Source organism: Paraburkholderia dipogonis, from assembly GCF_042680985.1.
Lineage (GTDB): Bacteria > Pseudomonadota > Gammaproteobacteria > Burkholderiales > Burkholderiaceae > Paraburkholderia > Paraburkholderia phytofirmans.
On the sequence record NZ_JBHUFR010000034.1, the window covers coordinates 64,255 to 82,989 of the forward strand.

Here is an 18,735-nt window from a genome sequence, read left to right on the forward strand (position 1 = left end):
TTGGCTAACGAACAAACCCTTGAACGCTGGATTGCAGAAGAACGGGACGTGCTTGTCAAAATCAATGCGGGGCCGGGACCCGGTCTGGCAAGTCTGGGGCAGATTGCGGGCAAGTCGGGACTGGAAGTACTGCAAGCGATCGTCGCGGGCGAATTGCCCTACGCCGCGATCGCAAAGACGCTCGACTTTATCCTCATGGAGGTCGCTGCAGGACACGCGGTGTTCCAGGGCACGCCACTCGCCCAGCATCTGAATCCGCTGGGCACGGTTCACGGCGGCTGGATGGCGACGCTGCTCGACTCCGCGCTTGGCTGCTCCGTGCACACAATGATGCCGCCCGGGCGCGGCTATACGACCGCCGAACTGAGCGTGAACTACGTGAAAGCGGTGACACCGCGCCTGCAGCGTGTCCGCGCCGAGGGCAAAGTGATCCACTGCGGCCGTCAACTGGCGACCGCGGAAGCGCGTCTGGTCGGCCCCGACGGCACGCTTTACGCCCATGCCACGACAACCTGCCTTGTGTTCGAGCTACCTAGCCGAGCTACCTAACCGATAAGCCGGGATCTCACGCGGGCCGCCGCCCGCGAGATCGTCGGCCGCGTAGCCCACGTCATCACCACGCTGTCCTTCGACCTTCGAGCAATCGACCGGCCTACAGCTTGCGCAAATCCTCAGGTGTATCGACGTCGCGCAAAATCCCCGCATCGTCGACGTCGAGGCGCGTCACCTGCTGAGACATGAATAAGGATCTGGCGCCGGTATCGCCGTCGAGCGCCAGCAGCGCGCCGCGGTGCTCGATGCCGAAGCCGACCGGATGCCCGCGCTGCCCCTGGTAAAACGGCGCGACCAGCGAAGCACCACCGTCCAACGCGCGCGCCACGTCTTCGATCGTGGTCGTGGCGATGCGCGGCATGTCGGCGAGCGCGACGATCCAGCCCTCGGCCTCCGCGCTGGCCTCGACGCCGGCGGCAAGGCTCGCACCCATGCCGCGTTCGGCTTCCGCCGCGAACACCACGTCGCAGCCGGCGTCGTTGAGCAGTCGCGCGAGCGCGTCCGAACCCGGCCGCACCACGGCGACCACCTGTGTCACGACCCGCAGCAGCCGATGCGCGGCTTCATGCGCCACCGGCGTGCCGTCGGGCATGCGTGCCAGCAGCTTATTGTGCAGGCCGTCCGGGTCGAAGCGCGAGCCGAACCCGGCGGCAAGCAACACGCCAGTGGCGAGCGAGGCGTAGGCCATGGGCGGGCACCGGTAGAAGGGATGAGGTCGATTGTGCGATGCAACGCGGCCACAGGCAAGCGCCAATATCAATGCGCGGCGCTTGCCGCCTTCGATTCGCGCCGCGCCGCAAAAGCGCGCCCCTCAAACCTGCATCGCGTCCATCACCCTATCGAGCGTGACGGGCAAATCGCGCACGCGCACGCCTGTGGCGTGATAGACAGCGTTGGCGATCGCCGCCGGCACGCCGGTAATGCCGATTTCGCCGATACCTCGCACCCCGAGCGAGTTGATAAACGGGTCCGGCCGGTCGATAAAGGTAATGTCGAGCGAGCCGATATCGGCATTCACCGGCACGTGATACTCGGCGAGATTCGCGTTGGTGAAGCGGCCATAGCGCGTATCGAGCGAGGTCTCTTCCTGCAGCGCCGCCCCGATGCCCCACACGATGCCGCCCATCAACTGGCTGCGCGCCGTCTTCTGGTTAAGCACGCGCCCCACGTCGTACACGCCGACCACGCGCGCCACGCGAATCGTGCCGAGATCGGCATCGACATGCACCTCCGCGAACACCGCGCCGAACGAGTGAAACGAGTACTTCTGCTTTTCGTCGCCGGGCTTGACGGTCGCGCTCGCCTCGATCGGCTTGCCGCCCGAGCGCGCGATGATCGCTGCCGCCGGATCGCGCTTGCCCGGTTGCGAGCGGCTGATCACCCAGCCGTTTTCCACGGTGATGTCGTCGAGCGCGATGCCGTGCACGGGCGAAGCCTGATCGGCGAGCGCCAGCGCGATCAGCTGGCTGCGCGCCTGGTTCGCCGCGTCGCGCACGGCTGGCGAGACGCTTGCGGCTGATTGCGATCCGCCCGACACCGGCGCTCTGGGCAGCGATGAATCGCCGAGCGCGAAGTGAATATTTTCCGGCGCGAAGCCGAGCGCGTCGGCGGCCACCTGGGTCATGACGGTGTAAGTGCCGGTGCCGATATCCTGCGTGCCGGACGCGACCATCGCGGTGCCGTCCGGCAAAATCCGCGCGATGGCGCTGGCTTCGCTGCGATTGGCCGGATAGGTCGCGGTTGCCATGCCCATGCCGATCAGCTTGCCGCCGTCGCGCATGGAGCGAGGCGCGGGCGTGCGCCGCGACCAGCCGAATTTCTCGGCGCCGATCTGATAACACTCGCGCAGGGACTTGCCCGACCACGGCTTGTTTTCCTGTGGATCGGCCTCGGCGTAATTCTTGATGCGCAGCGCGAGCGGGTCCATCTTCAAGGCCGTGGCAAGTTCGTCCATGGCCGATTCGAGCGCGAACGAACCGGTCGTTTCGCCCGGCGCGCGCGTGAAGGTCGGCGTGCCGAGGTTGAGCGGCACGATGCGGTGCGTGGTCACCTGATTCGGCACCGCGTACAGCATGCGCGTGACCATGCAGCAGGTCTCGGTCCAATCTTCGATCACCGAGGTGTTCGAGACGCTGTCGTGGCGCATGGCGGTCAGCGTACCGTCGTGGCGGGCGGCGAGCACGAAGTGCTGTTCGGTGCGCGGCCGCGCGCCGACCGGCCCGAACATCTGCGGCCGTTCGAGGACGAGCCGCACGGGGCGGCCGGTCTGCTTCGCCGCCATCGCGCACAACGACACGTGCGACCACGACGAGCCCTTGCAACCGAAACCGCCGCCCACGAACGGCGAAATTACGCGCACGTGGGACGGTGACATGCCGAACGTCTTCGCAATCGCCAGTGCCGCGCCGCTGACACCTTGCGTCGAATCGTAGAGCGTGAGTTGCGGGCCGTCCCAGCGCGCCATCGTGGCGTGCGGCTCCATCGGATTGTGATGTTCGATCGGCGTGGTGTACGTCGCGTCCACGTGCACCGCGCCGCTTCGCAAGCCATCGTCGAAGCTGCCGCGTTGCGTGTCGGTCTGCCGGCCTTGCGGTTTGTCCGGCGCATGCGCGTTCGGCTTGGCTCGCGTGAAGTCCACGGTCGCGGCGCTGCTCTGATACGTAATGCGCAATCGACGCGCGGCGTCGGTGGCGTGTTCGAGCGTGTCGGCCACCACCACGGCGACCGGTTCGTTGCTGTAGTGAATCCGATTGTCCTGCAGCAGCGACAGGCGGCGTCCGGCCGGCGGCGCCAACGCGGGCTTGCCGCCGTTCGGCAGACGCGGCGCGTTCTGATACGTCATCACGAGCAGCACGCCGGGCAGTGACTGCGAGCGGCTCGCATCGATCGAGGCGATGGTGCCGCTCGCAATCGTGCTGGTGACGAGCACCGCATGCGCGAGACGCGCTTCGGGAAATTCGGCGGCGTAGCGCGCTTCGCCGGTGACTTTGAGCAGACCGTCGGTGCGGTCGACGGGTTGACCGATCAGACTCATGCGACACCTCCCGCGCGGCCGGCGGCCTGGTTGACAGCGCGCACGATCGCGCGTTGCGCGAGCTGCACCTTGAAACGATTGTCGTGTTGCGGCCGCGCTTCGCGTAACGCGGCCGCGGCGGCGTTGCTCAGTGTCGCTTGCGTGAGCGGCTGACCGTCGAGCATCTGTTCCGCGACGCTCGCGCGCCACGGTTTATGCGCGACGCCGCCCAACGCGATGCGCGCCGTCTTCACGCGGCCGCCGTCCATCTGCAAGGCGGCGGCGACCGAGACCAGCGCGAATGCGTAACTGGCGCGGTCACGCACTTTCAGATAATGGGAGTTCGCGCTGAAGAGCGGCGGCGGCAGATCGACGGCAGTGATCAGTTCGCCGGGTTGCAACGTGGTATCGACATCGGGCCGGTCGCCGGGAAGCCGATGAAAGTCGGCGAACGCAATGGTGCGTTCGCCAGCGGGGCCGCTCACGCGCACCACGGCATCGAGCGCGGCAAGCGCCACGTTCATATCCGACGGATTCACGGCGATGCATTGCGGACTCGCGCCGAGAATCGCATGAGTGCGATTGCAGCCCTCGAGCGCCGCGCAGCCGCTGCCCGGCATGCGCTTGTTGCACTGCGTGAAGGCGGTGTCGTAGAAATAGCCGCAACGCGTGCGTTGCAGCAGATTGCCGCCGACCGTCGCCATATTGCGCAGTTGCGAAGATGCACCCGCCAGAAATGCTTGCGAGAGCAACGGGTATTGCTCGCGCACCAGCGCGTGGTTGGCCGCATCGCTATTGCGCACCAGCGCGCCGAGCCGGATACCGCCGTCAGCCAGCGTCGTGACCGTATCGAGTCCGCTGATATGCGTGATATCGATTAGCCGCATCGGCCGCGCTACGCCGCCCTTCATCAGATCGAGCAGATTGGTGCCGCCGCCGATGAATACCGCCCCCGGCTGCTGTGCCGCTCGCACTGCGCCGGCGACATCGCCGGCGCGTTCATAAGAGATCGCATCCATGCATTCGCTCCGTCAGGCGTTGGGGTTGTCGTTGCCGCTGACTGATTCGGCGCCTTCGTGCACCGCGCGTACGGCGGCCACGATATTCGCGTACGCGCCGCAGCGGCAAATGTTGCCGCTCATGCGCTCGCGGATTTCATCGTCGGAAAGTTGCGCTGGGCGGCTGCGGACATCGGCCGTGACGGTGCTGGCGGTGCCGTTGCGGAATTCGTTCAGAAGGGCAGTCGCGGAACACAACTGCCCGGGCGTACAGTAACCGCATTGAAAGGCATCGTGTTCGATGAAGGCGCGCTGTATCGGACTCAATACGCCGTTGGCGGCAAGCCCTTCGACCGTCGTGATGTTCTCGCCTTCGTGCATCACGGCGAGCGTCAGGCACGAGTTGATGCGGCGGCCATCGGCGAGCACCGTGCATGCACCGCACTGTCCGCGATCGCAGCCTTTCTTCGTGCCCATCAGGCCCGCGTATTCCCTTAATGCATCGAGCAAGGTCACGCGCGGTTCGAGTTGCAGCGTGTATGCGCGGCCATTCACGGTCAGCGTGACTGGACGCGGCGGCACGGCTTGCCGAACCTGAGCCGGCGGCGCGGTTGGGGTTTGGGTTTGCGCGCGCAGATGCGGCGCGGCGCCGACCGTGGCGGCAGCGGCAGCAGATTGAAGAAAGCGGCGGCGTGAAGGTTTGGTTGGGATGGCGGCTGGGACGTCGCCCGGATCCTGACTTTCGTTACGCGAGGACATGACGTTCTATTGACTCCATTGAAAGGTCAATGCAGGCTAGCGATGCGTCGGTATCCGAAGCGTCGCGATCCATTGGACAGCACGCAGCAATTTGGGTGCCGTTGCATTCACAACGGTATTAGCAAATATCGGAGACGAAAAACGTGAAGTCCACACTCAGAGTCGAGCCCGCGCAACAACCGGTGCCGGTGGTGCGAACCCTTGCGATCACGTTGGCCATGTCAGTCGTACTGACTGCCTGCCACGGCGGCAATGACGATAATTCGCCGCCGCAAGCGAACGCGCTACCGGGTTTCATTACCGCCTCCTCGGTAAAAACGCAGGCCTACGACGGCAATACCGACGATCTGCTTACCGCGGGCCTCGGCAAAACCGGCCTCGGGTCGGCCACGGCGCCGGCCATTGCCAACGCCGCGCAACCTACCGCCGCCGAACTGCGGCGCCTCGCCATCTGGTCGAACTATCGCGCGCTCGTCGACATGACGGCGAACGGCGGCTATGGACGCTTCTGGGGGCCGAACGTCGATCTGAACGGCAACGACACGCTCGGCGAAGGCAAGATCGCCGGCAAGGAATATCTGGCTTACGCCGACGACGGCAGCGGCACGCAGAACGTCACCATGCTGGTGCAGATACCGGCGAGCTTCAATCCGGATCAGCCGTGCATTGTCACGGCGACGTCATCCGGTTCGCGCGGCGTGTACGGCGCGATTTCGGCGGCCGGCGAGTGGGGGCTCAAGCGCGGTTGCGCGGTGGCGTACACCGATAAAGGCAGTGGCAACGGTGCGCACGAACTGTCGACCAATCGGGTCACGCTAATCGACGGCACCTTGCAGGATGCCACCGCCGCGGGCAAGGCCAGCCTCTTCACGGCCAACCTGGGCAACACCGATCTCGCGACTTACAACAGCCAGTTTCCGAATCGCTACGCGTTCAAGCATGCGCACTCGCAGCAGAATCCCGAGAAGGATTGGGGCAACGATACGTTGGAAGCGATCCAGTTCGCGTATTGGGCGCTCAACGATTCGTACGGCACGCTCAACGGTTCAACCCGCACCGTGCGTTACGCGGGCGGCAGCATCACCACGATCGCGGCTTCGGTGAGTAACGGCGGCGGCGCGTCGCTCGCGGCGGCGGAACAGGACACGTCCGGTTGGATCACGGCGGTTGTCGTCGGCGAGCCGCAGATCAATTTGCGCTTGCCCGCGCAGGTGTCGGTAGCTCAGGGCGGCGTGCCGGTCGGCGCATTCGGCAAGCCGCTCGCCGACTACATGACGCTCGCCAACCAGTTGCAACCGTGCGCGGCGCTCGCGCCCGCCGCGGCCGGCGCGCCGTATCTGACGGCGCTGCCGCTCGCCACGACCACGGCGATTCGCACCGCACGATGCGCGTCGCTGGCAAGCGCCGGCGTGATCGCGGGCGGGAACGTGACGACCCAGGCGATCAACGCGCTCGCGCTGCTGCATCAGAACGGCTACCAGACCGACTCCGATCTGCTGCAAGCGCCGATGTGGGACTCGCAAGCGGTGCCGGCCGTCGCAGTGACTTACGCGGATGCGTACGCGAAAGCGAGCGTCACCGCCAATCTTTGCGACTTCAGCTTCGGCACGACGAGCGCGACGGGAGCAGCCGGCGTCACACCGGCCGTGTCGCCGATGCTCACGGTGTTCGGCAATGGCAACGGGGTGCCGCCGACCAACGGCATCAACCTCGTCTTCAACTCGGGCGGCGGAGCGGCGGACCACCGGCTGGCGACACCCGATGGCAGTTACGCGGGCGCTTCCTGCCTGCGTACGCTGTGGACCAACGGCACGCTGACCAACAGCGTCGAGGCCATTCGCGTGAACGCGAATCTGCATGGCAAGCCCGCGATCATCGTGCAGGGCCGCGCGGATGCGCTGGTGCCGATCAACCATGCATCGCGGCCGTATCTCGGCCTGAATCAACTGAGCGAAGGTGGCGCGAGCAAGCTCTCGTTCTACGAAGTGACGAACGCCCAGCATTTCGATGCGTTCCTCGGCGTGGCGGGCTTCGATACGCGCTTCGTGCCGCTGCATTACTACAATATCCAAGCGCTCAATCTGATGTGGAGTCATCTGAAGAGCGGTACGCCGCTGCCGCCGTCGCAGGTGATTCACACGGTGCCGCGCGGCGGCACGGCGGGCGCCGCGCCCGCGCTGACCACCGCCAATCTGCCTGCGATCGCGGCGAGTCCGGGTATCAACGCGATCACCGTGACCAACGGCGCCGTGAACGTGCCGAACTGAGTCGCGCGGACTGCACGCGCCGCGCTCACAACGGCGGCCATCACGCACGCGAGCCGGCGTGCGTGAGCCGCCGCGCAGCGAGCACGGTCGTCCGGGTATAAGCGATGCTACCGCTGTTGTGTTGAAGTGAAGCGCGTTCAAAGGAGAGCGAATGCAGTTCGACTACCGGCATTTCCATATCGATTGCCGCGCCCGCCATGACGATGACGGCCTCTACTACGCGAGAGCGAAGATCACTCGCGTGCCGCGCAAAAACGAGCACGTCCAGTCGCACGATTCCGGTGACATCGACGCCTTTTCCGACTAGGCCGATGCGATTTCATGCGCGAAGTCCTGGGCGATGGAGTGGTGCGACGCGGCGGCGCAATAGCACGCATTGCAGGGAGGACATGCCGTGGCCAGGCTTCGAATCGCGACCTTCAACATCAACGGAATCCGCTCGCGCCTGCCGGCGCTGCTGCAATGGCTCGAACGCGAGGCGCCCGACATCGTCTGTTTGCAGGAACTAAAAGCAGTGGACAGCGCGTTTCCCGTCGAGCAACTGCGCGACGCGGGCTACGGTGCGATCTGGCAAGGGCAGAGCGCATGGAACGGCGTGGCGATCCTGTCGAAGGGCGAGGCACCGCTGGAGAGCCGCCGTGGCCTGCCCGGTTTCGAGGACGACACGCACAGCCGCTACCTCGAAGCAGCGGTCGGCGGCGTGCTGGTGGCGTGCCTCTATCTGCCGAACGGCAATCCGCAACCGGGCCCCAAGTTCGACTACAAACTGGCGTGGTTCGATCATTTCATCGAGCACGCGGCGAAGCTATACAAGAGCGCTCATCCGGTCGTGCTGGCCGGCGACTTCAACGTGGTGCCGACCGACGAAGACATCTACAACCCGCGCTCGTGGCTGAAGGATGCGCTGCTGCAACCCGAGAGCCGCGAACGCTACCAGCGGCTGCTCGCGCAAGGCTGGACCGACGCGCTGCGAACACATTTCGGCGACGAACGCGTCTACACCTTCTGGGACTATTTCCGCCGGCATTGGGACACGAACTCAGGCTTACGCATCGACCATCTGCTGCTGAGCGCCGACCTCGCGCCGCGCTTGCGCGACGCGGGCGTCGACCGCTGGGTGCGGGGCGAGCCGCACGCGAGCGATCATGCGCCGACGTGGGTCGAGCTGGAGATGGGCGCGGCGCGCCGCAAGAAAAGCGGCGCATAAGGGGATGGATAAGCGATAGCGCGCAAACGGTGGTGCAAAAACGCTGGTGCATAAACGCGAACCGGGCGATCGCCTGAAGCAGATCGCCCGGTGGTCAACCGCGTCGAAAATTAACGGCGATAGTCGCGTCCCGCCGCGCCATGCGCCCACAGCGCGCCGGCCACGAAACCGGCGAGCGCGACCACCGCGATCGCGGTGAACGGGCTTTCCGCCGTGGTCTCGCGCACGAGACTCGTCGTGCTCGCGGCCAGTTGCTGGGCTTTGCCGCTGAGCTCTTTCGCCTTGCCGGCCAGTTGCGTGCCGGTGTCGCCCAGCACGTCGCCGACGGCGCTCTGAACCTTGCCCGCGACTTCCTTGACCGCGCCTTCCGCTGTGTTAGCTGCCGAATTGGTGTCCATACGTTTTTGCTCCCATTGTCAAATTTACGTGTGAGCCATTGCGATCGCAACGCTGCCACACCAAGGTGTCGCGCACGCCGCGCTGAAAAGCGCGACTTACGTCCACCAGACAGCGCGCAAGAAGCGCGCCCGAGGGAGCGGGAAAAAACAGGGACGCCAGGCCGGCGTTGCTTCAGTGCCGTCGCCGGGAATTGATTCCCACGAATAGGGCCATCAACATAAGGAAGCCGCCGAACAGTAGCGCCGGATTCACCATGGCGTGTGTGAAGCCGAGCCTCTCGACATTGATGAACGGATAGGGGTAGAAATCCGACAAACGCCCGCGCCAGAAGGTCACGCCGAGGTAGGTCAGCGGATACACCAGCCACCACAGACAATGCCGCAGCTTGAGATGAAAGCGCGGCACGAACAGCACCCAGTAGAGCGCGGCGAGCATGGGCAGGACGCTATGGAGCGATTCGTTGAGCAGCATCCGGAATGCCGTGGGCGTCCAGTAACCTCGCAACAGCAGGTTGTAGGCGATCCCCACGAACGCCATGTACACCACCACGGCGGTGACGACGGTAGGCTGCCGGAAAAAGCGCGCGGGCGTCGATCTGTGTCTACGCAAGGCCACGCAGGTGAAACAGATCGCGCAGGCGAGCGCCGTGAGATTGGTGAGGTAACTGCTCATGCGGGCCAGGCCGTCGAGCACGCTGAGCCCGCTGGCGAGCGTGCGATCGATCGTCACCTCGGCTTGCGCGACGATCGAAATCCACGCAATGACGGCGATGATCGCGGCGAGTGTCACCGACGATACACTGGGCGTATGCAGCGGAAGTTCGGGCTCCCGTTGCTCGGAAAGGGCAGGGCGCATGAGTTCGATTTTATACACGCAGGCGCCGTGCAATGTGCGTTATCGAGCGCACCCGCCAAATCTATCGGACACGCGGCCGAAAAATGCTACGGCGTGCTATGCGAACCGGTCACCGGCTGCAGGCGTCCGACCACGGCGGGAATGGCCGAGCTTGCCGGCGTGGCTTCGTCGATCGCGGTGCGTCCGCCATCGTGAAAGAACGCGAGTTCCGCGGCCTTGTTCAATACGAGAATGCTGATGCGCCGATTGGTCGGCTCGTCGGCGACTTGGCTGTTCAGCGGTAATACGTCGGCCAGTCCGCGCACCTGTAGCAGCTTTTCGCCATGCATGCCGCCGGCGACGAGCGAGCGGCGCGCGGCGTTCGCGCGTTCCGACGACAGTTCCCAGTTCGAATAGCCATCCGGGCCCGCGGTGTACGGCACCGCATCCGTATGGCCGGCAATCGAAACGCGGTTGTCGACATCGTTCAGCGCTGCGCCGATCTGCGTGAGGATCGTCACCGCATACGGCTGAAGCTTCGAGCTGCCGGAAGGGAACATCGGCCGGTTCTGCGAATCGACGATCTCGATACGCAGCCCTTCGTTCGTGATCGAAATGCGGATCTGATCCTTGAACGCCTTCAATGTGGGGCTTTGCTCGATCAAGGCGGTGAGCTTCGCCTTCAGTTGTTCGAGACGCGCGGCATCGGACGGCGTCACCGACGGCGTGGCCACGGCGGGCGGCGCCAGTTCGCTCTGGCTTTTCTTGCCGACCGCGGGCCGCGTATCGGAGATGTCGCGGCCGCCGCCTTGCACCACGCTCGGACGCGCAGCGGCCGTGCTTTCATTGCCGCCGAGCAGGCTCGACAGCGGCGTGTTGAAATAATCTTCGATGCCCTGCTTGTCGAACTTCGACGTGGAGCCGAGCAGCCACATCAGCAGGAAGAACGCCATCATCGCGGTGACGAAATCGGCGTAGGCGATCTTCCATGCGCCGCCATGATGGCCGCCGTGGTCGCCGCCTTTTCTCGACCGGCGCACGATCACCGGCGCGGGTGCCTGCTCCTCCCGCGAGGCGCGCGATCTTCTTTCGCTCATCATGGCGCTCCGCGTCAGGCCGACTTCGGCATCTTGGTGGCGCGTACGGCGTCGTCGAGTTCCTGGAAGCTCGGACGGTCGGCGGTGAACAGCACCTTGCGGCCGAACTCGACAGCGATCGGCGGCGCGTAGCCGGAGAGCGACGCGAGCAGCACCGCTTTCACGCACTGGTACGGCTTGGCCTCGGCGCGGCCCTTTGCATTGAGCAAATCGGCGACCGGGCCGATGAAGCCATACGCGAGCAGAATGCCGAGGAACGTGCCTACCAGCGCGCCGGCGATCATCTCGCCGAGCACGGCGGGCGGTGCGCCGACCGAACCCATGGTGTGCACGACGCCCATGACCGCGGCGACGATACCGAAGGCGGGCAGGCCGTCGGCCATTTTCTGAATCGCATTGGCCGCGACCGACGCTTCCGCATGATGCGTGGCCAACTCCTCATCCATCAGGTCCTGCACTTCGAGTACGTTCACATTGCCGCCGGACATCATGCGCAGGTAGTCGACAATGAAGTCGAGCAGATGATGATCCTCCAGCACGTGCGAATACTTCTGGAAGATCACGCTTTCTTCCGGCGCGCCGACGTCGGCTTCGAGCGACATCATGCCTTCCTTGCGCGCCTTCTGAAGCAGTTCATAAAGTAATGCGATCAGCTCCAGGTATTTTTCCTTGGTGTAACCGCCGCCTTTAAAGCATGACGGAATCGCCTTGATGGTTTTCTTCAGCGTGGAAGTCGGATTGCTCACGACAAATGCGCCGATTGCCGCACCGAAAATACAGAGTAGTTCGAACGGCTGAAGGAGCGCCGGCAAGTGCCCACCCACGCCGACAAAACTACCGATCACGGAACCGATCACCAGAAGCCACCCGATTGCAACAAACATGCTCTCTCCGATTATCTTGCGCGGCGCACGGTCGATCAGAACAGGTCCTGTTTCAAGGACTTTTCTGGTGCGTCACAAAATTTTTTGCATGTATGGGTAAACGGCTGAATTCGCTGTTGCTGAAGTGCCAGCCCGGATGAAACACCAAAAAATTCACTAATCGGTTAGTTTTTGAATGGGTGCCGGTAAATTTGTCCGTGTTTTGCGATGGTTGCAATTGCAACCTGTATTCGCCGAGCGCGTAAAAACCTGAGCCAATATGCCGCTGATGCAAAACGGATGCGTAACCTTTTTACCGATTCGGTCTGCTAGCATGACCGACAGACTGGTCCGGCGGCATCCCGTGTGACGCCTTGCCGCGTCACGAATCTCCGTCGATCATGAACACTGGCAGCGCTAGCGACTCAACCGGAGAAGAATCCCGCATGCGGACTCTGATATCTGCTGCCCGACGCTGTCTCATTCCCAAAGCGGCAGCCTGCGTTACGGGACTCGGCCTGTTGGTCATTTCCACCCTCGGTCACGCTCAGGAATTTTCGCTATTCGGCGGTGGCTCGCGCGCGAGCAGTATTAATACCTATACGTGGGCCTTCAACTATCAGGAAGGCCTCGGGCAATATTTCGCGGCGAGCTTCACGTGGCTTAACGAAGGGCATATTCCCGATCATCATCGCGACGGCCAGATGATCCAGTTGTGGGCGCGTATTCCCGTCGGCAGCCCGCAGTTCGTCGTGCAAGCGGGCGTCGGCCCCTATCGCTACTTCGATACGACCACCTCGGAGCAAGGTGGCAGTTATTCCGACACCCACGGCTGGGGCGTGGTGTACAGCGTGCGCGGGGCGTACTACGCGTCGAACCGGTGGATCACGCAGCTTCAGTTGAATCGCGTGCATGTTCAGCGCGGGCCGGATGCGACCAGCGTGATGTTCGGCGTCGGCTACCAGCTCGACGCGCCGGGTTCGCCCGGTCCGCGCGACTGGGCAAGCGGCAGCGCGCACAAAGTCACCAAGAACGAAGTGGCGGTGTATGTGGGCAAAACCATCGTCAATTCGACCAGTTCGCCGAGTGCGCTCGGCGGCGCAGTCGAGTACCGGCGAGGCCTTGCAACGTATCTCGACGTGACGATCGGCTATCTTCACGAAGGCAGCAGCAAGGTGGCACGCCGCGACGGTTTCACGAGCCAGTTGTGGGCTACCCGCGCGTTCCTCAACGACAAGGTTGCGCTGGCGCTCGGCGTGGGTGCCTACTATGCGATCAACGAGAACGAAAACAGTGCGACGCCGGGGCCGGGCGCCGGCAAGTTCTCTGGCCTCGTCACGATTGCGGGCTCCTATCGGCTGACCGGGCACTGGAACGCGCGGCTCGCATGGAACCGTGTCGTGACCCGTTATGATCGTGACTCGGATGTGATTTTCGGCGGGCTGGGCTATCGGTGGTGAGGGCTCATGCGTCGGTTGCCGGATGTCGTCGTGCCAGAACAAGCAGTTTCTCGAACCGCCATTCAAGATCTGGAAAACGGAGAAGAGCATGAAAGCCAGCACCATCGCCGAACGGGAGGCCCGGGGCCGTGCCGCTCGCGAGCATTCGAAACGTTCGAGCCATAAGGCGGTAGGCGAACTGCATCGCAACCCGATCGAGTTGCTCAAGCAAAGCAGCGAGGATCGGGTGCACAACCTCGTGCCGCTGCGCTATGGGCGCATGGCCGTCTCTCCGTTCACGTTTTTTCGCGGCACCGCCATCCTGCAGGCGCACGACCTCAGTCAGGTGCGCGACTCCGGCCTGACCATGCCGATCTGCGGCGACGGTCATCTGATGAACTTCGGTGGCTTCGCCACGCCCGAGCGGCAACTCGTCTTCGATCTGAACGATTTCGACGAGGTGTCGGTCGGGCCGTTCGAGTGGGACCTGAAGCGTTTGACCGCAAGCCTTGTCGTCGCCGCGCGCCATATGCGCCTGAGTCGGGGCGCGGCCGAAAATCTCGTGATGACGGCGGTCACCGAATACCGCGATCGCATGTCGCAATATGCGCAATGCGGCGCGCTCGAACTCTGGTACGACCGCATCACCTTCGACCGCATGGCGGAAACCGCGCTGACGCCCGAAGGCCGCCGCGCCGTGCGGCGCGGCATGGAAAAGGCCGCGAGCCGGACGCACGAAAACCTGCTCGAGAAAATGGCGGAGCGCGACGGCGAACACTGGACGATTCGCGACGCGCCACCGGCGCTGTTCCATGTGCTCGGCGCCAACACGCTGTTCACCGAGGAAGAGACCGAAGCGTTCAGAACCGGCAACACGCGCAAGATGCTCGAGCGCATGTGGGGCGAGTATCTGAAGACGATGTCGCATGACCGGCGCGAACTGCTCAGTCATTTCACCGTGCAGGATACGGTTTTCAAGGTGGTGGGCGTGGGCAGCGTCGGCACGCGCTGCATGGTGGTGCTGATGGTCGATCACATGGGTAAGCCGCTGTTCCTGCAAATGAAGGAAGCGCGGCCTTCGGTGATCGCGCGGTTCTATAAGTCGCCAGGCAACAAGCACGAGGGCGAGCGCGTCGTGCAGGGACAGCGCATGCTGCAGGCCGCGAGCGATATTTTCCTCGGCTGGGCGACGGGGCCGCTCGGGCGGCATTTCTATTTCCGGCAGCTGCGCGACATGAAGCTCTCGGCGAACATCGAGCTGTTCGATATCGATCTGCTGGAAGGCTATGCGCGGTTATGCGGCTGGGTCATGGCGCGCGCGCATGCCAAGGCGAGCGGGCAGGCCGTCGAAGTTAGCGCATATATCGGCCGAGGCGACCAGTTCGCGGAAGCGCTCGCCGGCTATGCGGCGGCCTACGCGGATCAGGTAGAGCGCGATTACGAGGTGTTCCTGAAGGCGTGTCGCAGCGGCCAGCTCGAGGCGCGCACGGATGAAGACATGGCAGCGGATTTCCGCATGTAACGCTGGTGCTCGCTTTCTTTGCTCCGCGATGGAACTGCGCGCGAGCCGCGTGGCCTGCGCGCGTACGCGTCTATGCGCCTCAGTTGTCCACACGCGCTTCGCGTAGCGTCACGAAACGCAGATGCCGTTGCCGCGCCGCGTCGATCACACGCGGCAGCACCGCGAGGATCAACGGTGTGCCCTCGGCCGTAAGGGCGGCGTTGCCGTCGTGCAGCAGCAGAATGTCGCGTGGCGCAAGGCCGTCGAGCAGTCGCCGCGCGACCACCTGAGGATCGCGCTCACGCGTGTCGTAGCCGCGCCGCGTCCATGCCGCGAGCCGCAGATCGAGCTTGCGCAGGACCGGTTCGAGAAAGATATTGCGCAGCCCGGCCGGCGCGCGGAAGAACATCGGCCGTTCGCCGCTCAGGGCTTCGAGCGTGCATTGCGCGGCGTCGATCTCGCGTGTGAGGGCGCCCGGCAACGTCACGGAAAACGTGTGGACGTGAACCTGCGAATGGTTTTCGAGCGCATGCCCGCGCGCGACGATGTCGCGCGCGAGTTCCGGATAACGCTGCGCCATTGCGCCGATGCAGAAGAACGTGGCGCGCACGCCGAAGGCGTCGAGCAGGTCCAGCACTTGCGGCGTGACGGCCGGATCGGGACCGTCGTCGATGGTCAGCGCGATCGCGTCGGCGTTGCGCGCGTGGGCCGGCAGGCGGGTCCAGTTCGGACCGAGCAGTGAAGTGCGCGGCAACAGGCCGGCCACGGTGAAAATGGCGTGATTCACAAAAATCGCGGCGAGCCACCAGGGCCATGCGCCGGGCGCGATCAGCCATCCTGCCAGCACGATGACGTGCCATGCGGCGGTGGCGGTGAGCATCGCGGGATAGCCGGTTTGCGGCCAGCGGCGCGACGGCGCGTCGTGGACGCCATGGGGCGGCGTGGAAAGTTGTTTCATAAAGCGTGCTTCCTGTCTTCCTTCCTCCTTCCTGGGAAGGGTTTGAATCGCGCGCGTGGCGCGCAACGGCAAACGATACCATTGATGCGCGCCGCGACGCTTGCGCGGCCAGGAATAGCAAATAAATGAAAGCGCGCCGAAAGACGCGGTGTTCCAGCGACGGCGCGCTTCGCGTGCGGATGCTCTGCAGCCTGCATCGACTGACTACGAGGAGATGTGACGTGACGGATACAGGAATCAAGAAGGTCGCGCTGGTAACGGGCGCGGGCAGCGGGATCGGCCGCGCGTGCGCGCTCAAGCTGCTGGAACACGGTTATAGCGTCGTGCTGGCCGGCCGTCGTCAGGCGCCGCTCGACGCCGTCGTTCGAGAAGCGCAGCAACTCGGGGGCGACGCGCTCGCGGTGGCGTGCGACGTCACGAACGCTGATAGCGTCGCCGCGTTATTCGAGACGATCCGCGCACGCCGCGGCCGGCTCGACCTGCTGTTCAACAACGCGGGCCGCAATGGTTCGCCCGTCGATATCGACGAACTCGATATCGGCGAATGGCGCTCGGTGGTCGACACCAATCTCACCGGCGTCTTTCTGTGCACGCGCGCGGCCTTCGGTCTGATGAAAACGCAGAATCCGCGCGGCGGGCGCATCATCAATAACGGTTCCATCTCGGCGCATGCGCCGCGGCCGAACAGCATTGCCTATACCGCCACCAAGCACGCTATCACCGGGCTCACGAAAGCCGTGTCGCTGGACGGACGCAAATACGACATCGTGTGCGGGCAGATCGATATCGGCAATGCCGCGACGGAAATGGCCGAACGCATGGCGCGCGGCGTGCCGCAGGCGAACGGCGAGATCGCGGCCGAGCCGCTGATGGACGTTCAGCACGTGGCGGACGCCGTGCTGCACATGGCCGAACTGCCGCTGTCGGCGAACGTGCAGTTCATGACGATCATGGCGAGCAAGATGCCATTCGTCGGCCGGGGCTGACGGTCTCGCGCGAACAGCAGGCGGCGCGGGATCAACTTATACTGTTCGCTTCCCGCCTTGATGGAACGCGATTTGCCGTGCCCCGAGCCACACCGAAGGACGACCCGCAGCCGGTGCCGCCCGTGCAACCCGATCTCGACGACTGTTGTCATAGCGGCTGCAATCCGTGTGTGTTCGATCTCTACGACGAAGCGCTCGAACGCTATCGAACCGCGCTGGCCGAGTGGCAAGCACGGCAGGCTCAGCGCAAGACGCCAACGCGGACGGCAACGCGGCAGACCAAGCCGCGTTCGCACCGTTGAACGGCGTTCGGGATGTTGCCTCGCGACCGCCGCAGCCCTTCACCATGCCCGTCATGACCGACCTTCAGCCCGCGCCTCTCGAACCCCTGAACGACTCACACACGCTGGACGACCTGCATCGCTTCGTGCAGCGTTATCCGCGGCTGTTCGTGCTGACCGGCGCGGGCATCAGCACCGACTCCGGCATTCCCGGCTATCGCGACGACAACGGCGAATGGAAGCGCTCGCCGCCCATCACGGTGCAGGAGTTTCTCGGCACGCTGGCCATGCGCCAGCGCTACTGGGCGCGCAGCATGGTCGGCTGGCCAGTGGTGGCGCACGCGCAGCCCAACGCCGCGCATACCGCGCTGGCCCGGCTCGAAGCGGCCGGCCACGTGCCGACGCTGGTGACGCAGAATGTGGATGGCCTGCATCAGCGCGCGGGCAGCCGCGAGGTGATCGAACTGCATGGCGGCATAGACGGTGTGACGTGTCTCGACTGCGGCATGCAGCACTCGCGTGCGTCGATCCAGCAGACGCTTGAGGCGGACAATCCCGCGCTTGTCGACGTGACTGCCGAAACCGCCGCCGATGGCGACGCGCATCTCGAATGGCACGATCTTGGCGGGTTCCGCATTCCGTCGTGCTCGAACTGCGGCGGCTTGTTGAAACCCGCGGTGGTGTTCTTCGGCGAAAGCGTGCCGAAGGAGCGCGTGGAGGCGGCCTCGCACGCGCTCGACGCGGCGGACGCCGTGCTGGTGGTCGGCTCGTCGCTAATGGTTTATTCCGGCTACCGGTTTTGCGTGTGGGCGCAGAAGCAGGGCAAGCCGGTCGTCGCGATCAATCTCGGGCGTACGCGCGCCGATCCGCTGCTTTCGCTGAAAGTCACGGCGCCTTGCGCGGAGACGCTGACCGGGCTGGCCGGCCGGCTGGCGCTGGATTGAACGGCCACACCGAAAAAAGGAACGCCGATGTTGACGTCGATCGCACAGCTCGAAGCCCTCTACGGTCAACCACACGAGCGCGCCGTACGCAAAGAGATTGCCTATATCAACGAGGACTACCGCGCGTTCATCGAAGTCGCGCCGTTCGCGGTGCTCGCCACCGCCGGCCCGGAAGGCCTCGACTGTTCGCCCCGCGGCGACGCGCCGGGCTTCGTGCGTATCGTCGACGAACGCACGCTCGCGCTGCCGGACCGGCTCGGCAACAATCGGCTCGACAGTTTGCGCAATATCATCGTCGAACCGAGGCTGGCGTTGCTGTTCATCATTCCCGGCGTGGGCGAAAGTTTGCGCGTGAACGGCCGCGGCCGTATTACCGACGACCCGCAATGGCTGGACAGTTTCGCCGTCGAAGGTAAACTGCCGCGCACCGTGCTGCTGATCGACGTGGACAGCGTCTACTTTCATTGCTCGAAAGCGTTGGTGCGCTCGAAACTGTGGGACCCGGCGCATCACGTCGAACGTTCGCGGCTGCCGAGCGCGGGCGAGATTCATCGGCGCATCAATGGCGCGCATTTCGACGCGGCAACCTATGATCGCGAACTCGCCGAACGCGTACGCACGACCCTGTACTGAAACC

19 protein-coding genes are annotated in these 18,735 nt (G+C 64.5%); 10 read left to right on the plus strand and 9 right to left on the minus strand.

The window, feature by feature from the left end; translation table 11 throughout:
- Window positions 1-549, plus strand: coding sequence for a PaaI family thioesterase (locus tag ACFSNN_RS35700; protein ID WP_134463497.1), 549 nt, complete (start codon window positions 1-3; stop codon window positions 547-549).
- 103 nt (window positions 550-652) lie between these two features.
- On the opposite strand, the gene ACFSNN_RS35705 is transcribed toward ACFSNN_RS35700, so the two are convergent.
- The 4 genes from ACFSNN_RS35705 to ACFSNN_RS35720 all read right to left on the minus strand — a co-directional run bounded on the left by ACFSNN_RS35705 (window position 653) and on the right by ACFSNN_RS35720 (window position 5,322).
- Window positions 653-1,240: a nucleotidyltransferase family protein gene (locus tag ACFSNN_RS35705; protein WP_134463499.1), complete on the minus strand. Its 588-nt coding sequence runs from the start codon at window positions 1,238-1,240 to the stop codon at window positions 653-655.
- Between the two features lie 123 nt (window positions 1,241-1,363).
- On the minus strand, window positions 1,364-3,586 hold the full coding sequence (locus ACFSNN_RS35710) for a xanthine dehydrogenase family protein molybdopterin-binding subunit (RefSeq protein ID WP_134463501.1): 2,223 nt from the start codon (window positions 3,584-3,586) through the stop codon (window positions 1,364-1,366).
- Window positions 3,583-4,584 carry an FAD binding domain-containing protein gene (locus ACFSNN_RS35715; protein ID WP_134463503.1) on the minus strand — a complete coding sequence of 334 codons (1,002 nt, stop codon included), beginning with the start codon at window positions 4,582-4,584 and terminating at the stop codon, window positions 3,583-3,585. Before ACFSNN_RS35715 ends, ACFSNN_RS35710 begins: the two co-directional genes overlap by 4 nt.
- A gap of 12 nt (window positions 4,585-4,596) precedes the next feature.
- Window positions 4,597-5,322, minus strand: a complete 726-nt coding sequence (locus ACFSNN_RS35720; RefSeq protein ID WP_134463505.1) for a 2Fe-2S iron-sulfur cluster-binding protein — start codon at window positions 5,320-5,322, stop codon at window positions 4,597-4,599.
- A 218-nt stretch (window positions 5,323-5,540) separates the two neighbouring features.
- On the opposite strand from ACFSNN_RS35720, the gene ACFSNN_RS35725 reads away from it, so the two are divergent.
- From ACFSNN_RS35725 to ACFSNN_RS35735, 3 genes are all read left to right on the plus strand, one after another.
- Window positions 5,541-7,589 carry a D-(-)-3-hydroxybutyrate oligomer hydrolase gene (locus ACFSNN_RS35725; RefSeq protein ID WP_134465586.1) on the plus strand — a complete coding sequence of 683 codons (2,049 nt, stop codon included), beginning with the start codon at window positions 5,541-5,543 and terminating at the stop codon, window positions 7,587-7,589.
- 151 nt (window positions 7,590-7,740) lie between these two features.
- Window positions 7,741-7,896 carry a hypothetical protein gene (locus tag ACFSNN_RS35730; protein ID WP_244323101.1) on the plus strand — a complete coding sequence of 52 codons (156 nt, stop codon included), beginning with the start codon at window positions 7,741-7,743 and terminating at the stop codon, window positions 7,894-7,896.
- Between the two features lie 87 nt (window positions 7,897-7,983).
- Window positions 7,984-8,796 (plus strand): exodeoxyribonuclease III, encoded by an 813-nt coding sequence (locus tag ACFSNN_RS35735; protein ID WP_134463507.1) that lies wholly within the window; start codon window positions 7,984-7,986, stop codon window positions 8,794-8,796.
- A gap of 110 nt (window positions 8,797-8,906) precedes the next feature.
- Here ACFSNN_RS35735 and ACFSNN_RS35740 read toward each other — a convergent pair whose 3' ends face one another.
- The 4 genes from ACFSNN_RS35740 to motA all read right to left on the minus strand — a co-directional run bounded on the left by ACFSNN_RS35740 (window position 8,907) and on the right by motA (window position 12,010).
- Window positions 8,907-9,194 carry a CsbD family protein gene (locus ACFSNN_RS35740; RefSeq protein ID WP_134463509.1) on the minus strand — a complete coding sequence of 96 codons (288 nt, stop codon included), beginning with the start codon at window positions 9,192-9,194 and terminating at the stop codon, window positions 8,907-8,909.
- Between the two features lie 172 nt (window positions 9,195-9,366).
- Window positions 9,367-10,050, minus strand: coding sequence for a Pr6Pr family membrane protein (locus ACFSNN_RS35745; protein WP_134465587.1), 684 nt, complete (start codon window positions 10,048-10,050; stop codon window positions 9,367-9,369).
- A gap of 86 nt (window positions 10,051-10,136) precedes the next feature.
- Window positions 10,137-11,126 (minus strand): flagellar motor protein MotB, encoded by a 990-nt coding sequence (gene motB / locus ACFSNN_RS35750; protein WP_134463511.1) that lies wholly within the window; start codon window positions 11,124-11,126, stop codon window positions 10,137-10,139.
- Between the two features lie 14 nt (window positions 11,127-11,140).
- Window positions 11,141-12,010, minus strand: coding sequence for a flagellar motor stator protein MotA (gene motA, locus ACFSNN_RS35755; protein ID WP_012427823.1), 870 nt, complete (start codon window positions 12,008-12,010; stop codon window positions 11,141-11,143).
- 425 nt (window positions 12,011-12,435) lie between these two features.
- On the opposite strand from motA, the gene ACFSNN_RS35760 reads away from it, so the two are divergent.
- Together ACFSNN_RS35760 and ACFSNN_RS35765 are read left to right on the plus strand one after the other, a co-directional pair.
- Window positions 12,436-13,449: a hypothetical protein gene (locus tag ACFSNN_RS35760; protein WP_134463513.1), complete on the plus strand. Its 1,014-nt coding sequence runs from the start codon at window positions 12,436-12,438 to the stop codon at window positions 13,447-13,449.
- Window positions 13,450-13,537: 88 nt separating this feature from the next.
- Entirely contained in the window at window positions 13,538-14,950 is a 1,413-nt protein-coding gene (locus tag ACFSNN_RS35765; protein WP_134463515.1) for a DUF2252 domain-containing protein, read from the plus strand.
- A gap of 79 nt (window positions 14,951-15,029) precedes the next feature.
- Here the strand turns inward: ACFSNN_RS35765 and ACFSNN_RS35770 are convergent, their stop codons facing one another.
- Window positions 15,030-15,887: a polysaccharide deacetylase family protein gene (locus ACFSNN_RS35770; protein ID WP_134463517.1), complete on the minus strand. Its 858-nt coding sequence runs from the start codon at window positions 15,885-15,887 to the stop codon at window positions 15,030-15,032.
- Window positions 15,888-16,108: 221 nt separating this feature from the next.
- On the opposite strand from ACFSNN_RS35770, the gene ACFSNN_RS35775 reads away from it, so the two are divergent.
- The 4 genes from ACFSNN_RS35775 to ACFSNN_RS35790 all read left to right on the plus strand — a co-directional run bounded on the left by ACFSNN_RS35775 (window position 16,109) and on the right by ACFSNN_RS35790 (window position 18,731).
- Window positions 16,109-16,873, plus strand: a complete 765-nt coding sequence (locus tag ACFSNN_RS35775; protein ID WP_134463519.1) for an SDR family oxidoreductase — start codon at window positions 16,109-16,111, stop codon at window positions 16,871-16,873.
- Between the two features lie 77 nt (window positions 16,874-16,950).
- Window positions 16,951-17,175 (plus strand): oxidoreductase-like domain-containing protein, encoded by a 225-nt coding sequence (locus ACFSNN_RS35780; protein ID WP_134463521.1) that lies wholly within the window; start codon window positions 16,951-16,953, stop codon window positions 17,173-17,175.
- A gap of 53 nt (window positions 17,176-17,228) precedes the next feature.
- Window positions 17,229-18,098, plus strand: a complete 870-nt coding sequence (locus ACFSNN_RS35785) for an NAD-dependent protein deacetylase (RefSeq protein WP_134463523.1) — start codon at window positions 17,229-17,231, stop codon at window positions 18,096-18,098.
- Between the two features lie 27 nt (window positions 18,099-18,125).
- Window positions 18,126-18,731, plus strand: a complete 606-nt coding sequence (locus ACFSNN_RS35790; protein WP_134463525.1) for a pyridoxamine 5'-phosphate oxidase family protein — start codon at window positions 18,126-18,128, stop codon at window positions 18,729-18,731.
- The last annotated feature ends 4 nt before the right edge of the window (window positions 18,732-18,735 follow it).

Excerpts from the sequence above, each read along its gene's own strand:
- ACFSNN_RS35725 (WP_134465586.1), top strand. The coding sequence starts at position 5,541 with ATGTCAGTCGTACTGACTGCCTGCCACGGCGGCAATGACGATAATTCG.
- ACFSNN_RS35720 (WP_134463505.1), bottom strand. The coding sequence starts at position 5,322 with ATGTCCTCGCGTAACGAAAGTCAGGATCCGGGCGACGTCCCAGCCGCC.
- ACFSNN_RS35790 (WP_134463525.1), top strand. The coding sequence starts at position 18,126 with ATGTTGACGTCGATCGCACAGCTCGAAGCCCTCTACGGTCAACCACAC.
- ACFSNN_RS35715 (WP_134463503.1), bottom strand. The coding sequence starts at position 4,584 with ATGGATGCGATCTCTTATGAACGCGCCGGCGATGTCGCCGGCGCAGTG.
- ACFSNN_RS35745 (WP_134465587.1), bottom strand. The coding sequence starts at position 10,050 with ATGCGCCCTGCCCTTTCCGAGCAACGGGAGCCCGAACTTCCGCTGCAT.
- ACFSNN_RS35770 (WP_134463517.1), bottom strand. The coding sequence starts at position 15,887 with ATGAAACAACTTTCCACGCCGCCCCATGGCGTCCACGACGCGCCGTCG.
- ACFSNN_RS35785 (WP_134463523.1), top strand. The coding sequence starts at position 17,229 with ATGACCGACCTTCAGCCCGCGCCTCTCGAACCCCTGAACGACTCACAC.
- motA (WP_012427823.1), bottom strand. The coding sequence starts at position 12,010 with ATGTTTGTTGCAATCGGGTGGCTTCTGGTGATCGGTTCCGTGATCGGT.
- ACFSNN_RS35760 (WP_134463513.1), top strand. The coding sequence starts at position 12,436 with ATGCGGACTCTGATATCTGCTGCCCGACGCTGTCTCATTCCCAAAGCG.
- ACFSNN_RS35740 (WP_134463509.1), bottom strand. The coding sequence starts at position 9,194 with ATGGACACCAATTCGGCAGCTAACACAGCGGAAGGCGCGGTCAAGGAA.
- ACFSNN_RS35730 (WP_244323101.1), top strand. The coding sequence starts at position 7,741 with ATGCAGTTCGACTACCGGCATTTCCATATCGATTGCCGCGCCCGCCAT.
- ACFSNN_RS35765 (WP_134463515.1), top strand. The coding sequence starts at position 13,538 with ATGAAAGCCAGCACCATCGCCGAACGGGAGGCCCGGGGCCGTGCCGCT.
- motB (WP_134463511.1), bottom strand. The coding sequence starts at position 11,126 with ATGAGCGAAAGAAGATCGCGCGCCTCGCGGGAGGAGCAGGCACCCGCG.
- ACFSNN_RS35710 (WP_134463501.1), bottom strand. The coding sequence starts at position 3,586 with ATGAGTCTGATCGGTCAACCCGTCGACCGCACCGACGGTCTGCTCAAA.
- ACFSNN_RS35705 (WP_134463499.1), bottom strand. The coding sequence starts at position 1,240 with ATGGCCTACGCCTCGCTCGCCACTGGCGTGTTGCTTGCCGCCGGGTTC.